General features: G+C 66.3%; 14 protein-coding genes and 1 pseudogene. 10 read left to right on the forward strand and 5 right to left on the reverse strand.

The window, feature by feature from the left end:
* Nucleotides 1-92: 92 nt before the first annotated feature.
* The 3 genes from ACV7NQ_RS45925 to ACV7NQ_RS45935 all read left to right on the forward strand — a co-directional run bounded on the left by ACV7NQ_RS45925 (nucleotide 93) and on the right by ACV7NQ_RS45935 (nucleotide 1,838).
* A complete protein-coding gene (locus tag ACV7NQ_RS45925; protein ID WP_463365216.1) occupies nucleotides 93-515 on the forward strand; it encodes an ATP-binding protein in 423 nt (140 codons plus the stop codon).
* Entirely contained in the window at nucleotides 515-1,396 is an 882-nt protein-coding gene (locus ACV7NQ_RS45930) for an RNA polymerase sigma factor SigF (RefSeq protein WP_463365217.1), read from the forward strand. Before ACV7NQ_RS45925 ends, ACV7NQ_RS45930 begins: the two co-directional genes overlap by 1 nt.
* Nucleotides 1,397-1,460: 64 nt before the next feature.
* Nucleotides 1,461-1,838, forward strand: a complete 378-nt coding sequence (locus ACV7NQ_RS45935; RefSeq protein WP_463365218.1) for a VOC family protein — start codon at nucleotides 1,461-1,463, stop codon at nucleotides 1,836-1,838.
* A gap of 109 nt (nucleotides 1,839-1,947) precedes the next feature.
* Here the strand turns inward: ACV7NQ_RS45935 and ACV7NQ_RS45940 are convergent, their stop codons facing one another.
* From ACV7NQ_RS45940 to def, 3 genes are all read right to left on the reverse strand, one after another.
* Nucleotides 1,948-3,435, reverse strand: a complete 1,488-nt coding sequence (locus ACV7NQ_RS45940) for an RsmB/NOP family class I SAM-dependent RNA methyltransferase (RefSeq protein ID WP_463366063.1) — start codon at nucleotides 3,433-3,435, stop codon at nucleotides 1,948-1,950.
* 716 nt (nucleotides 3,436-4,151) lie between these two features.
* Complete coding sequence (fmt, locus tag ACV7NQ_RS45945; RefSeq protein ID WP_463365219.1) at nucleotides 4,152-5,075, reverse strand: methionyl-tRNA formyltransferase; 924 nt, start codon at nucleotides 5,073-5,075, stop codon at nucleotides 4,152-4,154.
* Nucleotides 5,075-5,638 (reverse strand): peptide deformylase, encoded by a 564-nt coding sequence (gene def, locus ACV7NQ_RS45950; protein WP_463365220.1) that lies wholly within the window; start codon nucleotides 5,636-5,638, stop codon nucleotides 5,075-5,077. Before def ends, fmt begins: the two co-directional genes overlap by 1 nt.
* A gap of 735 nt (nucleotides 5,639-6,373) precedes the next feature.
* Between def and ACV7NQ_RS45955 the strand changes: the two genes are divergently transcribed.
* Nucleotides 6,374-7,867, forward strand: coding sequence for a cation:proton antiporter domain-containing protein (locus ACV7NQ_RS45955; protein WP_463365221.1), 1,494 nt, complete (start codon nucleotides 6,374-6,376; stop codon nucleotides 7,865-7,867).
* 239 nt (nucleotides 7,868-8,106) lie between these two features.
* The gene (locus ACV7NQ_RS45960) at nucleotides 8,107-9,231 is read left to right on the forward strand and encodes an IS110 family RNA-guided transposase (RefSeq protein WP_463365222.1); all 1,125 of its coding nucleotides are present in this window, start codon (nucleotides 8,107-8,109) and stop codon (nucleotides 9,229-9,231) included.
* Here ACV7NQ_RS45960 and ACV7NQ_RS45965 read toward each other — a convergent pair.
* Nucleotides 9,179-10,597, reverse strand: a pseudogene (locus ACV7NQ_RS45965) (IS3 family transposase). The gene ACV7NQ_RS45960 and the pseudogene ACV7NQ_RS45965 overlap by 53 nt on opposite strands.
* Nucleotides 10,598-10,643: 46 nt before the next feature.
* Here ACV7NQ_RS45965 and ACV7NQ_RS45970 point away from each other — a divergent pair.
* The gene (locus tag ACV7NQ_RS45970; protein WP_463365223.1) at nucleotides 10,644-10,922 is read left to right on the forward strand and encodes a hypothetical protein; all 279 of its coding nucleotides are present in this window, start codon (nucleotides 10,644-10,646) and stop codon (nucleotides 10,920-10,922) included.
* Between the two features lie 370 nt (nucleotides 10,923-11,292).
* Here the strand turns inward: ACV7NQ_RS45970 and ACV7NQ_RS45975 are convergent, their stop codons facing one another.
* Nucleotides 11,293-11,721, reverse strand: a complete 429-nt coding sequence (locus ACV7NQ_RS45975) for an ArsR/SmtB family transcription factor (RefSeq protein ID WP_463365224.1) — start codon at nucleotides 11,719-11,721, stop codon at nucleotides 11,293-11,295.
* Nucleotides 11,722-11,973: 252 nt separating this feature from the next.
* Here ACV7NQ_RS45975 and ACV7NQ_RS45980 point away from each other — a divergent pair, with 252 nt between their 5' ends.
* The 4 genes from ACV7NQ_RS45980 to ACV7NQ_RS45995 all read left to right on the forward strand — a co-directional run bounded on the left by ACV7NQ_RS45980 (nucleotide 11,974) and on the right by ACV7NQ_RS45995 (nucleotide 14,299).
* A complete protein-coding gene (locus ACV7NQ_RS45980) occupies nucleotides 11,974-13,089 on the forward strand; it encodes a sodium:calcium antiporter (protein ID WP_463365225.1) in 1,116 nt (371 codons plus the stop codon).
* Between the two features lie 124 nt (nucleotides 13,090-13,213).
* A complete protein-coding gene (locus ACV7NQ_RS45985; RefSeq protein ID WP_463365226.1) occupies nucleotides 13,214-13,396 on the forward strand; it encodes a hypothetical protein in 183 nt (60 codons plus the stop codon).
* Nucleotides 13,397-13,544: 148 nt separating this feature from the next.
* Nucleotides 13,545-13,784 (forward strand): hypothetical protein, encoded by a 240-nt coding sequence (locus ACV7NQ_RS45990; RefSeq protein ID WP_463365227.1) that lies wholly within the window; start codon nucleotides 13,545-13,547, stop codon nucleotides 13,782-13,784.
* A complete protein-coding gene (locus tag ACV7NQ_RS45995) occupies nucleotides 13,781-14,299 on the forward strand; it encodes a CorA family divalent cation transporter (RefSeq protein ID WP_463365228.1) in 519 nt (172 codons plus the stop codon). The genes ACV7NQ_RS45990 and ACV7NQ_RS45995 overlap by 4 nt, the downstream gene beginning before the upstream one ends.
* The last annotated feature ends 47 nt before the right edge of the window (nucleotides 14,300-14,346 follow it).

Consider the following 14,346-nt stretch of genomic DNA (forward strand, 5'->3'; position numbering starts at 1 on the left):
GCGGTCGGGCGCGAAAAGGTCGAAGTGGACACATCGCGGGAGTCTAACGGTAGTGAGGGTTGCCTCGGCCGGGAGTGGGTAGCCTGCATAGGGTGATCAATATTTCGGCGGAACAGGGGCTTTACAGCACCCCGGTAGAGATTCGGGTGGCAGCAGCGGTGACACAGCTGCCCATCGTGCGCGGGCTCGCCGAAACCCTCGTCCTACTCAGCGAATTCACCCTGGACGAAGTCGCCGACATCAGGCTTGCCGTGGACGAGGTGTGCTCGACGCTCATCGCGGTCGCGGCGCGCGACACCAGCCTGCACTGCCGGTTCACCGTCGGCGAGACCGAGCTATTGGTGCTGGTCAGCGGTGTCGCGGCGACCGAGGGTTTGCCGGATCAGCGGAGCTTCGGGTGGCATGTGCTGCGCACGCTTACCGATTCGGTGGAGGCAAAACAGGATTCGTACGATGCAGCCGTCTCCGGATTTCCGACGTCGGTAGAGTTCCGTCGGGTCCGGGGGAAGGCGTAGTGCCGGACGAAAACGCCGTGGACAACAACGTAGTGTTCGATGCCGAAAAAGACGATGAAGACGTCGAACCCGTCCAAGCCGAGGATTCGGCCGAAGTCGCCGAAACCCTCGAGGAGGCCGGGTCGGCCGGAGGCTACGACGACGTCGGTGCGCTCTTCCAGCAGCTCGCCGCCAGCACGCCGGGCACAGCTCGGTACACCGCGCTTCGCGCCGAGCTGATCGGGCGGTGTATCCCGCTCGCCGATCACATCGCGCGCAAATTCAGCGGGCGCGGCGAGCCGTTCGACGATCTCACCCAGGTCGCCAGGGTCGGGCTGGTGCACGCGGTCGACCGGTTCGACATCTCGCGCGGCTCGAACTTCCTGTCGTTCGCGGTACCGACTATTATGGGCGAGGTCCGTCGATACTTCCGCGACAATACCTGGGCCATGCGGGTGCCGCGGCGGGTGAAGGAGACGCACCTGCGCATCGGCGGGGCGATCGATTCGCTGTCCCAAACGCTCGGCCGGTCCCCCACCGCCAAGGAGATCGCCGCCGAACTCGATGTGGATCCGGACGAGGTCACCCAGGCCGTCATCGCGGGCAACGCCTACCAGCCGAGCTCCATCGACGCCGCCTCGCTCGGCAGGGACACCGACGCGTCGCTGCTGGACACCCTCGGCGAGGAGGAATCCCAGTTCGACCGGGTGGAGGAATACGTCGCTATACGCCCGCTGCTGGCCGGCCTTCCGGAACGCGAACGCCGCATCCTGACCATGCGTTTCTTCGAGTCGATGACGCAAACCCAGATCGCCCAGCGCATGGGCATCTCGCAGATGCACGTCTCCCGCATCCTCGCGAAAACCCTTGCCCGCCTGCGGGAGCAGTCCTCTCGGGATTGAGCGCGAAACCGCGGTGCCGCGACTACGGTCAGAAGCGGCTCAACTTCGACGAGGGAGGCCTGCAATGACAGCAACCGTCCGCTACATCGTCAACGACGTCGATGACGCGATCCCCTTCTACGAACTGCTCGGGTTCAAGGTGTCGATGCGTCCCGGCCCCGGGTTCGCCATGCTGACCCATGGTGATCTGCGACTGTTGTTGAACACCCCGGGCGGTGGCGGCGGGGCAGGCCAAGCGATGGCCGATGGACGACTCCCGGAACCGGGTGGCTGGAACCGGTTTCAGCTCGAGGTCGGCGCCCTGGACGAGGTCGTGCATCTCCTCGCCGCGGCCGGCATCGGCTTTCGCAGCGACATCATCATCGGCAGAGTCGGAAGGCAGGCGCTCGTCGAGGACCCGTCGGGCAACCTCGTCGAATTGTTCGAGCCCGCAGGGGCATAACAAGCATTCCACGTGTTGCGACGGCGCGGTGCCTGCCGACGATGCACTCGATGTGTGGCGCTGCCCCCGGTTGCCGGGGCAGCGCCTCGTCCGTTCTTGCGGGGTTGGGCTACTCGGCTGGTTTGCGCAGTGCCGCGAGGAACATTGCGTCGGTGCCGTGGCGGTGTGGCCAGAGTTGGGCGGCGGGGCCGTCGCCGATGTCGGTGACGCCGGGCAGCAGTTCCCTGGTGTCCAATTCGATTGCGCCGGTGCGGCGCACCGCGTCGGCGACGATGGCCACCGTTTCCTGGAGGTGCGGGGAGCAGGTGGAATAGACCACGACGCCGCCGGGGCGCAGCAGATCCCATGCCGCGACTAGTAATTCGCGTTGCAGGACGACGAGGTCGGCGACGTCGGAGGGGGTGCGACGCCAGCGGGCTTCGGGCCTGCGGCGTAGCGCGCCGAGGCCGGTGCAGGGGGCGTCGACCAGGATGCGGTCGTAGCCGGGTGTCAGGCCGCTGCTGCGGCCGTCGGCGACGTGCACGTCGACCGGCAGATTGTGTACAACCTTGCGGACTAGTTCGGCGCGGTGCTCGGCGGGTTCGACCGCGTCGAGGCGGAATCCGTCGATCGCGGCGAGCGAGCCTAGTAGGGCGGCCTTGCCGCCGGGGCCCGCGCACAGGTCGAGCCAGCGGCCGCTGTCGGGTCCGTCCAGCGGAGCACGGGTCAGGGCGAGCGCGACCAGTTGACTGCCCTCGTCCTGCACCGACGCCATGCCCTCTCGGACCGGTTCCAGTTTTCCTGGATCGCCGCCGTCCAGGTACACCGCGTACGGCGACCAACGCCCTTCCTCGCCGCCGGTCACCAGCGCCAATTCCTCGGCGGTGATCTCGCCCGGGCGTGCGACCAGGTGCACAATCGGGCGGGCGTCGTCGGCGGCCAGGACATCGCGCAGTTCCCCGGCCCTGGCGCCGAGCGCATCGGCAAAGGCCTGTGCGATCCAGGTCGGATGTGCGAACTCGAATGCCAAGTGCCCGACCGGATCCCGTGGCGCCAGGGCTTCCACCCATTCGTCGACGGACTTCTCACCGGCCCGGCGCAGCACCGCGTTGACGAAACCCGCCTTGCCCGTACCGAATTCGGTGTGCGCCAGCGCCACCGAGGTGTCCACCGCCGCGTGCGCACCGATCCGAGTACGCAGCAACTGATACACGCCGAGCCGCAGCACATCCAGCAACGGACCGTCGATCTCCCCGATCGGCCGCCCCGCACCAGCGGCGATCACCGCATCGAGCAGCCCGAGCGAACGGCATGCGCCGTAGGCGAGCTCGGTGGCCAGCGCCGCATCCCGCCCGGAGATCCGCCGCTCCCGAAGCAGCCCCGGCAGCACCAGATTCGCGTACGCATCGCGTTCCCGCACCGCCCGCAACACATCGAGCGCGACGAGCCGCACCACATCCACCGGTTGGGCCGCCCCACCACGATCAGTCCGCCCGGTCCACGACGCCTTCGAGTCCTTGTGCCGCGCAGTACCTTTCGCCGCACCACGCCCACCGGACCGATCCTCAGCTCCCTTGTTCGGCTGCGCCCGACCGCCTGTCGACGCCGAGGCATTCATCGAACGACGACCCTGCCGATCACCGCCCGAAGGCCCGGACGACCGCCTCTCGCCCCGGTCCTGATCGGCCCGCGAATCCTGACGTTTCGCCGGAGTGTTCCACGAACCTCGACCGGCGTCGCGCCCCTGCGACCGCGCCGCATCGTCACGCCCGCCCTGATTCCCCCGCGCCTCGTCTTTGCGATTGCCTGCCGTGTTCCACGAACCTCGATCGGATCGCCGGTCCTGGCCCTGACCACCGCGCGGCGCTCCGGTCGCGTTCCCGCGTGCACCCCGATTCCCCTGCGCGGCACCGCTACTCGCGTTCCATGCACCCCGGTCGGACCGCGCTGCCCCCTGGCCCTCTGGCCGACTCGCGGCGCTGCCGCCCTGGTCGCCCTGTGCAGCAGCACGCTTCGCGGCTACGTTCTTTCGTCCCTGGTCGGCCCACCCGGTGCGACCCTGACCGCTGCGCTGTGCCCGTGGTGCGTCCGCGCGGTCGCGCGCTCCCGAGGAGCCGCCCCGGCCAGCGCCTTTCGACGGGGTCGCGTCGCTGCGCTCCCGGCCGCCGCTCCGCGAAGCCGCACCCCGGTCGCGGGCCAGGTCGTCGCGCACGCCCGAGTCCTTTCGCTGTGTGGTGCGTTGCGCCGCTGCCGATCCGGCCTGCCGATCCGGGCCGGATTCCTTCCGATCACGCCGCGGCGCGTCCGAGGACTGATGCTTGCGATCATCGGCGCTCATTCGGCCACCGCGCCCGGCTGCAGGCGGGCACCGCGGGCCCAGTCGAGGGCGGGCATCATTCGTTTGCCTTGCGGCTGAACCTGATTCAGGCGGACCGCAGTGGTGGTGGTGCCAATAAAGACGCCAGATTTGCGGACTTCGATCGTCCGTTCCGGCAGCTCCTCCTCGACCATTTCGACGGGCCCGAGTTTGAGGCGGGTGCCGCCGACCTCGGTGAAAGCGCCGGGGGCCGGGGTGACCGCGCGGATGCGTCGGCTGATGGCGAGCGCGGGCTGATCCCAGCAGATGCGCCCGGCCTCGACCGGCACCTTGGGTGCGTAGGACACTCCCTCGGTCGGCTGCGGAACCGCCTGCAGCGTCCCGTCTTCCACGCCGTCCAGGGTCGTCTCCAGCAGGTGCGCGCCACTGCGCGCAAGCTTCTCGAGCAGCGTTCCGGTCGTGTCTGTCACCGCGATCTTCTCGGTCACCACGCCGTAGACCGGCCCGGTATCCAGGCCCGCGTCGATCTGGAAGGTGGAGGCGCCGGTGATCTCGTCACCGGCATCGATCGCCGCTTGCACGGGAGCCGCGCCACGCCACGCGGGCAGCAGCGAGAAGTGCAGGTTGATCCAGCCGTAGCGGGGAATGTCGAGCACCTTCGGCGGCAGCAGCGCGCCGTAGGCCACCACGGGGCAGCAATCCGGCGCCAAAGTCGTCAGCTGCTCGATGAATTCGGGCTCGGCAGGGCGGCGCGGGGTGAGCACCGCGATGCCGTGCTCGTCGGCCAGGCGACCGACCGGCGACCTGGTCACCTTGCGTCCCCGACCGGCGACGGCGTCGGGCCTGGTCAGCACCGCGACCACCTCATGACGAGGCGAATCGATGAACCGTTGCAGCGACGGCACCGCCGGTTCGGGTGTGCCCGCGAAGACGATGCGCATCAGCGACCACGTCCGAACGGGCTGGCCTGGCTCGTTCCGAGGGCGCGGGAACTGCGCACCGTCACTCCCGCGGTGAACCAATCCGATTCCCGGATGGTGCGCATCGCCTCCTTGCGTGCCGCCGGATCCAGCCGATCAATGAACAGCACCCCGTCCAGATGATCGGTCTCGTGCTGGACGCACCGCGCCAGCAGACCCTCGGCCGCGAACTCCACCGGCTTGTCATCCTGATCGAACCCGGACGCCCGTACCCGCAGCGCCCGCCGGGTGTCGTAGCGCAGCCCGGGAATCGACAGGCAGCCCTCGGGCCCGACCTGCTCCTCCTCGCCGACCACCTCATACGTCGGATTCACCAGGTGACCCGCCGCATCCCCGATGTCGTAGACGAAAACCCGCAACCCGACCCCGATCTGCGGCGCGGCCATCCCGACCCCGCCGTCGTCGTGCATAGTGTCGATGAGGTCGGTGACCAGCTGACGCAGCTCACGATCGAACTCGGTGACCTCCGCCGCACGGGCACGCAGGATGGGATCGCCGAACAGGCGAACGGGCTGAATGGTCACGGCGGACTCCCGGAAATGAATGAACACGGTCGTCTCATTCTAGAGAGGCGCCCCGATTGTCCGGACTTCCCCGACACACCCACCGAAAGCTGGTAGAACTCCAGTGCGGTCCGGGCGGGGTGTCAACCCCTCCGCCCGGCCGCCCGGAAACGAGCGGGTCGGCAACACCGCTGCCAACGCGCAGTAATCACCACGGCGACCACGACGCCGCTGTGCTGAACTCACACAACGCGATCGGATTGTCGCCGCAGTGGATGATCCCGGCCACGACATCGGCGATGGCACCCACAGCGGTGAGATGAGGTCAGCGAACGCCACACGAACTCCCAGGATCGGCCCAATCCGCGACCCGGGGGACCCGGACCACGCTGCCGACCAGACTTCCCGGCACTCCGCACGTAAAGATGCTGTAAACAACCAGATCAATTCGACCCCCGGCCAACCCGCGCTCGGGATTCAGCGACACCGCACTCAGCCTCAGTTGAGGGCGCACTACGGCACAACGCCGTCCTCACAGCCCTCGAAGAGGAACCAAGACCGCTGGAAATGCGGAGCAGTCGCCGTTAAAACCACGTTAGGGTAAGAAGCGGGTGTGCCGGGAAGTCTGGTCGGCGACGCTTCGTCGTGCGACCTCGCGAAAGGACATCCCGTGTCTACTCGGCAGTGCCGACACGGCCGACCCCGACATCACCCACAGGCGATGATCGTCGATGCCACCATCGGTAGGCGGCGCCGGTGAGCACCGTCGAACCCTTCGCCCTCGCAGTGCTGATCACCGCCCTGGTAGGCATCGCCGCCGTGCTGTCCAATCGACTCGGCGCGTGGCTACCCGTACCGACACCGGCACTGTTTCTAGTAGGGGCCGCAGTCGCCTCGGATGTCTGGCCAGAGCTGGGAACGGTGCCGATCAGCGCCGTCGAGCACGTAGCGACGGCCGCCCTGGCGATCATCTTGTTCGACGGCGGCATGCAAATCGGATGGAAACGATTCCGATCCGCCGCAGGCGCGATCGTCTGGATCGGCGTGGCCGGAACCTTGGTGACAGCAGCGGCCCTCGCCGCCGCCGCGCACCTGCTATTCGGCTTGGACTGGCGGATCGCGCTACTGCTCGGCACAGCACTTGCACCGACCGATCCGGCAGTGGTGTTCTCGGTACTGGGCAACCGCGAAATCTCCGGCCGCAGCGGGGTACTGCTGCAAGGCGAGTCCGGCGCCAACGACCCCGTCGGAATCGCACTACTGATCGCACTACTCGGCACCACAACATTCGACACCCAAGCCGTCGTACACGCCACCGGCGAGTTCGGACTGCAAATGCTCGTCGGTGTCGCCGTCGGCGTCGCCGGAGGATTGGGCCTGCTGTGGTTCATGCGCCGCGTACCGCTGCCCGCCGCCGGGCTCTACTCCCTCCGAGTCCTGATGTGTGCCTTGGCGATCTACGGCGCAGCCACCCTCGGACACGGATCCGGATTCCTCGCCGTCCTCGTCGCGGGAATCGTCATCGGGGATCAACGCGCGCCCTACAAAGCCGATATCGCACGGTTCCACTCCGCATTGGCGAACCTCGCCGAGATCGTCGTGTTCGTCATGCTCGGACTCACGATCCAACTCACCGGCCCCGACGGAATCAGCCAAGGCGGCGCCTGGCTGATAGGTCTCGTGCTCGCCGTTCTACTGACCCTGGTGATACGACCGCTGCTCGTCGGCGCGCTGCTGTGGAAGGTGACCCTCACCCGCGGCGAGCGGGGATTCGTGCTGTGGACGGGCCTCAAAGGTGCGGTACCAATCCTGCTCGGCACCTTCATCGTGCACGCGGGCATCACCGACAGCCATCGCGCCTACGAGATCATCTTCATCGTCGTCGCGTTCTCCGTCATCGTCCAAGGCGGCCTCGTCCCAGCCCTCGCCCGGCGACTCGGCGTACCACTGCGCACCGTCGACCCCGAACCATGGGGCATCGGAGTGCGCTTCAGACACGAGCCACACGCACTACGCCGCTACACCATCGCCCCCGGCTCGCTCGCCGACGGCAGCACCCTTGCCGATCTCCCTTCCGACGACATCTGGATCAGCCTCATCATCCGCGACGGCCGACTCGTCGCCGGAGCAGCCGACACCATCCTCAACCCCAACGACGAAGTCCTCGTCATACTCCCCGACTCCGAAGCCGGCCCACACATCACCGCTATCTTCACCGACCCCACCCAACTCCCACCGAGCACACCCTAATGGGAGCTACCGGGTCGGTCGGTAGGGCAGACTCGGTGCCGGTAGCCCCGGCAGGTGAGCACTTACGCACCCTGAGCTTCGAGTTCTTGTGTCAGACCGTGCCCCTGCCGGTGGCCGGGAGCGAAACAACTTATGGGATGTCGTGCCCACCAACACCTTTGGTGTGAGCACTGGTCCATTAGGGCGCTGGGTCTCCCGTCGGCTGCTGATGACCGAACCGGCAGATTCAGGAGCACACGATGCTGTTCGTCGGAGACGACTGGGCCGAAGATCACCATGACGTGGAGGTGCAGGACGAACAAGGCAAGACCCTGAAGGCAGCCAGGCTACCCGAGGGCGTCGAGGGCATGACCCGGCTGCATGAGCTGATCGCCCGGTTCCTGCCACAGGATTCCGATCCCGGGCAGGTGCTGGTGTGCATCGAGACCGACCGCGGCACGTGGGTGCGGGCGCTGGTCGCGGCCGGCTACCAGGTGTACGGGGTCAACCCGAAAACCGCTGCCCGTCATCGGGAACTGCTGTCGCTGTCGGGCGCCAAGGACGACAAGGCCGACGCGAAGACCCTGGCCGACATGCTGCGCACCCGCCGCCACCAGCTGCGTCAGGTCGCCGCCGATTCCGACGAGGCCGCGGCGGTCAAGGTCGCCGCCCGCGCGCATCAGACGTTGATCTGGGAACGCACCCGGCACATGCTGCGGCTGCGCACGGCGCTGCGCGAGTACTTCCCGGCGGCACTCGAGGCCTACAAGCCGCTCGGGCTCGCCGGTGCCGACACCCTCGAACTGCTGGGCAAGGCCGCCGATCCCGCCACTGCGGCACGGTTGACGATCGGCCAGATCACTACCGCGCTCAAGCGGGCACGACGCCGCGATATCCCCGCCAAGGCCGCCGCGATCCAGGCGGCGCTGCGCGGTGAGCACCTGGGCCAGGCCGAGATCGTGGCCGGCGCCTACGCGGCATCGGTCCGCGCGACGGTCGCGGTCCTGCGCACCCTCAACGAGCAGGTCAAGATCCTCGAGGGCGAGGTGGGGTCGTGTTTTGGCCGGCACCCGGACGCTGAGGTCTACCTCAGCCAACCCGGCATGGGCGTGATCACCGGCGCCCGGGTGCTTGCCGAGTTCGGCGACGCCGATGGCCGTTACGCCGACGCCAAATCCCGCAAGAACTACGCCGGCACCGCCCCGATCACCCGCCAGTCCGGCAAGACCAAAACCGTCCACGCCCGGTTCGTCCACAACGATCGGCTCGTCGACGCCCTGCACATGCAGGCCGGTGCGGAATTTGTCAAGCCGAATGAGACCGCTGGGTGTGTTATGCGGCTGAGGTATCGGTCTCCTGGGTGTTGTCGTCGGCGGGTCGGTTGATCCAGACGGTGTGGGGCAGGTCGAGGATCTTCGGCGGTGTTGTGGTGGCGAAGCGGTGCGGGTGTCGGGCGCGGGCCGCGTCGAGCACGGTGCGCCGGTCGGCTGCTTTGCCGGTGGCCAGCCCGTAGTGGACATCGGCGGGTGTGTGTAAGCCGATGCCGGTGTGGCGGTGTTCGTGGTTGTACCACTGGGCGAATGAATCCATGAATTGTCTTGCCTCGGTGAGTGTTCCGAAGCGTTCAGGGAATTCCGGCCCGTATTTCAAGGTTTTGAACAGCGCCTCGGAAAAGGGGTTGTCGTTTGACACCCGCGGCCGGGAATGCGACCGGGTGACCTCGAGGTCTGCGAGCAGCGCTGCGACGGTCTTGGATGTCATCGAGGTGCCGCGGTCGGCGTGCACGACCTGCGGGACGGGCGTGGACACCGAAGATCTCCTTCATCAATTCCGTTGCCAGAACACCGGATTCGTGAGTATGGACATGGACACCGACGATGTAGCGGGAGTAGATGTCGATCATCACGTAGGCATCGAAATATTGGCCTTTGATCGGGCCGGCGAGCTTGGTGATGTCCCACGAATACACCTGCCGGGGCGCGGTGGCGACCAGCTCCGGACACACCTTCGCAGGGTGTCGCGCCAGTCGTCGGCGTTCGCCGACTTGCCGGTTTTCTCGCAGCACCCGATACATCGTGGACACCGAACACAGGTAGACACCCTCATCGAGCAGCTGGGCGTAAATCTGCAGCGGCGCCAGGTCGACGAACCGGTCGCTGGTGAGCACCGCCAGAATGCCCGCTCGTTCCAGGATGGTCAGCTTGTTAACCGGGTCCGGAGGCGGTGTCGTGGACATCGCCACAGTGAGCGCGGCGGCGGCCTTGCCCCGGCGGATCGCGGTTGAACGCACCAGCCCGGTCAACGACGCCGCTTGCCGGGTGGGCACCCCCACGGCGGTCAACGCCGTATACGCGGCGGTCAACGCTTCTTGCGCTGCTCGTCGGAATCCGCTCTCTCGGAAAGGTTTTCCAAGAGAGCGTGCGCTTTTCCCATAATATCCAGGGCGGCCTCGGTGGTCGACAGGCGCTTGTTCAGCCGGGCGTTCTCCCGCGTCAACCGGGCGATCTCGGATTGCTCGGCGGTCAGCTTGCCGATCTTGTCGCTGGGCTTGCGGCCCGCGAGCACCCCGGCGTCACGCTGCTTGCGCCACTCGCTGATCAACGACGAGTACAGGCCCTCACGCCGCAGATACCCACCGCCGTCGCCGTGCTCGACAGCGGCCTCGTAGGCCCGAAGATGAGCGAGCTTCTCGGCCGCGCTGAACGCGCGGCGCCGCTTGGGCTCGTCGGCTCGTGGCCCCGGTGAATCCATCCGTCCATTGTGGCCCCCGATCGTTGAGGTCCTCGTGCTGGTGGTCATGAAGAAGTTGATCCGTATCTCGCCCTGCGTGTCAGGCCGATTTGCTGTTAACCAGTGGACTCAACTCAGCCTGACACGCAGGGGTGCGGCGATCCTGCACGACCCCGGAGCGCGCGCCTACTACGACGAGCTACGAGCCCGCGACATGAACTACAACGCCGCTCTCCGCCAGCTCGGCAACCGGCTCGTCGGCATCCTGCACGGCTGCCTGAAAACCAAGACTCCCTACAGCCAGCAAGCGGCCTGGTCACACCGCTACCAGCACCTCGCAGCTTGAATTTCCTTGACACCCAAGCTCCTGGGATGTCTGACACCACAAACCGCCTGCCGGGAGTGGCCACCACCGGCGGACTCCGCGTCACTTCCGGTTCCCGTGCTCGCACGTGCATTTCGGTGCAATATCGTGCGTTCCAAGTGATTTCGGCACGCTGGCGATCGCTACCCGCAACGCCGAGATGTTGACGCGGTCAACAGGACACCGCTGCGGTAGAGACGAGTACCAGCCATACCGGCAGAGGCTAGTCGCCATGCGCGACCCTCGTACCGCGCAACGGTCGAGCAGAACGGCGGCCGTCTGGTCTGACTGCGAGGTGCAATTTCCGCTGGCGAACAGCGGCTATTCGGCAATCGCGTAGGCACCCGGGCTGTCAGTTGTTCGTCGTCTGTGCGGCGTGAGAGCGGTTCGGCGTCGTCGTTGTTGTCGGAGTGGGTGGCGGGTCCGGTGCAAGGCTGCCATCGGGAGCGATGTGGTCGAAGACCTGCTCGACCAGCGCGAGCACGTGCGGGTCCTCGACGATGTAGATGTGGTGACGGCCCTCGCGGCGCACGCTGATCAGACCCGCCAGTCGCAGTTTGCTCAGATGCTGGCTCATGGTGGCCACACCGACTCCGGTCCGCTCGGCCAGCGCGGTGACATCGTGCACGCCCTGGGCGGCCAGCCACACCACGTGCAGACGGATCCCGTTACCCAGCAGCGCGAATGTGCCGGCCGCAGCCGCCAACTGCGCGCCTGTCGGTTCGGTGCGCCGGTCAGCCGAATCCGCGGTTTCGGCGAGTCGTTGTCCTGGTTTCGTCATGGGCAATTCATTCTCACCCATCACCGACAAACCGGATCGGCCACACCCAATAATTCGACATTTGCGAATATGACGAAATACGTGCGAGCATGGAGACAGCTCCGAAGGGGAGTAGTTCCAACGCCCACCGATCGACATGCTGAGAAACCCTGGGTTTCTCCGGCGGTGGGGCCCGCGCTCGAACCGCGTGGGTGGACGAGACCTTCGGTCCCGAATCGACCGCGTACATATGCCGTCGCAGGGATCGAGGTCGTGCGCCCCGATTCCCTCGCCGGCGGGGAAGGCATGGACTCCGACATGTGGCACTTCGTGTTGTTGATCGTCTGCGCAGCAGCGATCTACCTGTCCTGTGAGTGGTTCGTCAACGCCGTGGAATGGCTGGGCCGCCGCCTCAACGTTCGGCAGATGGCCGTCGGAACCATCCTGGCCGCGTTTGGCACCGCACTCCCGGAATCGGTGGTCACCCTGATCGCGGTCACCACCGGCAAGACCGCCGAGGCCCGCGATATCGGTGTCGGCGCTGCGATGGGCGGCCCCCTAGTGCTGGCGACCGTGGCCTACGGCGTGACCGGGTTCGTGCTACTGACCCGCCAACGCAACCGCCAACGCGAACTGATCGCCGCCGGTGCCAGCACGAGCGCGCGAAGCCGGAGCAACACCTTCAAGCCATACGGTGAGGTACTGACCACCCCCGCCGACGCGGCGCGCCTGGTGAAGGACCAACGCTGGTTCGTGGCCGTGTTCGTGGTCAAGGTGAGCCTCGGTCTGGTGGCGTTCGCGATAAAGCCGTGGCTGGGCCTGCTGTTCTTCGCCGTCTACGCCGTCTACTTCTGGCGCGAAATGCGGGGCGGCCCAGCCGAAGCCGCACACGAGGCCGAAGAACTCGCGTCGCTGAAGCTGCAACCCAAGCGCGCCAATCCGGCCACCTGGGCGGTAGTCGCCCAATCCCTGGGCGCTCTCGGCGTGATCTTCGTGGCCTCCCAATTGTTCGTGCATCAGCTCGATGCGATCGGTCCGATGATCGGGCTCTCGGGTGCGGTGACCGCGTTGCTGCTGGCCCCGATCGCGACCGAGCTGCCCGAGATCCTGAACGCCGTCATCTGGGTGCGTCAAGGCAAAACCCAACTCGCACTGGCCAATATCTCCGGCGCGATGATGATCCAGGCCACCGTCCCCAGCGGGCTGGGTCTGCTGTTCACCGACTGGCGCTTCGACCACGCGCTGCTGTGGTCCGGCGCGGTCACCATGATCGCGATCGGCTACCTTCTCATCACCCTGCGCGCCCACAAACTCACGCCCGCACGATTGGCTATTTCGGCGCCGTTCTACGTCGTCTTCGCCATCGGACTCGTCCCGATCCTCACCTGAGCTGCCCGTGAGCTGCCCGCCCAATAGTTGGGCGGAAAAGGTGCGGCGGGCACTACGGCGGTCGTCGCCACTGTGTCGAACGCGATCTGTTCTACGACGATGAAGAAAATACGGAGCTTCAGCGATGGCGAATTTGTTCGACAAGCCCGAAACTGTGCGGCGCGCACCGAATCTGGAGCGGCAGGCCATCTGGTTCACGATCGGGCTGTATCTGCTGATCGGCGCGGGCCTGTTGACCATGCACTACGCACACCCGCAAGTTCCGGTCGGCTCGTCGTCGGGCTCCGCGCATTTGAGCTGCGGCTAGCAGTTCGCGAATCGATGGAGCAACACATGACAACCGCCATCAGTGCAAAGCCCGGACCCGTTTCGACTCCGCAGCCCTGCAACGACATTGGATTCAGCTCGCAGCATCCGACACTGAAGCGGCTGGGGCGACGCGTGAGCGTTTCGGGGTGGGCTTCACCGCCACGAAAGGACGGGTCTGGGAGACCGACGAGTTCCTCTACCTGCCCGTCATCGTGAACTACAAACGCGGCGACACCATCGAACGCGACACAGTCATGTTCGCGCTCAGCAACGAGATCGTCGTGACACAGCAGCCCGCCCAGCACTTCACCCTATTCGACAAAGCGATCGCGAAGATGCGCCCTCCGAACGGGCCATCGACTACGCCAGCGACGCCCACGAGATGATGAACGACGAAATCACAACGGCCACAGACGGTTACGACCACCAAGGCCGAGAGATCAGCGTCGCCGACATGCGCGGCACCATGTCACGGATGAACGCGGCCGAGGAAATCGTGTCCCGCATCCAGGAAACCCAGCTCCAACTCGCCCGCGCCGCACGCCACCTGCTCGCCGACACTCCCGCCCGCACCGCCGATCTGGACAACCCTGATCGGCGTCCTGATCAGCGACATCGACGGCGTGAAACAGCACGCGGCTTCGAACATGACAAAGTCCGCTACCTGCAGCAATCGGTCATGACCTGGCTCGATGTCAAACAAAACCAAATCGTGAAGGTATTCACCATCATCACCGCGGTCTTCCTGCCACCGACCCTGATCGCCACCTTCTACGGCATGAACTTCACCTGGATGCCCGAACTGGCATGGAACCACGGCTTCCTCGCCACCACCCTCATGACCCTCATCGCCGCCGTCATCCCCCTGGCCTACATCGAACACAAAGGATGGCTGCGCTGACACCTCACACCGACCAGCCACCAATCCCCTTCCGCCACAACATAACA

The organism is Nocardia sp. Tas62D01 (genome assembly GCF_055232035.1).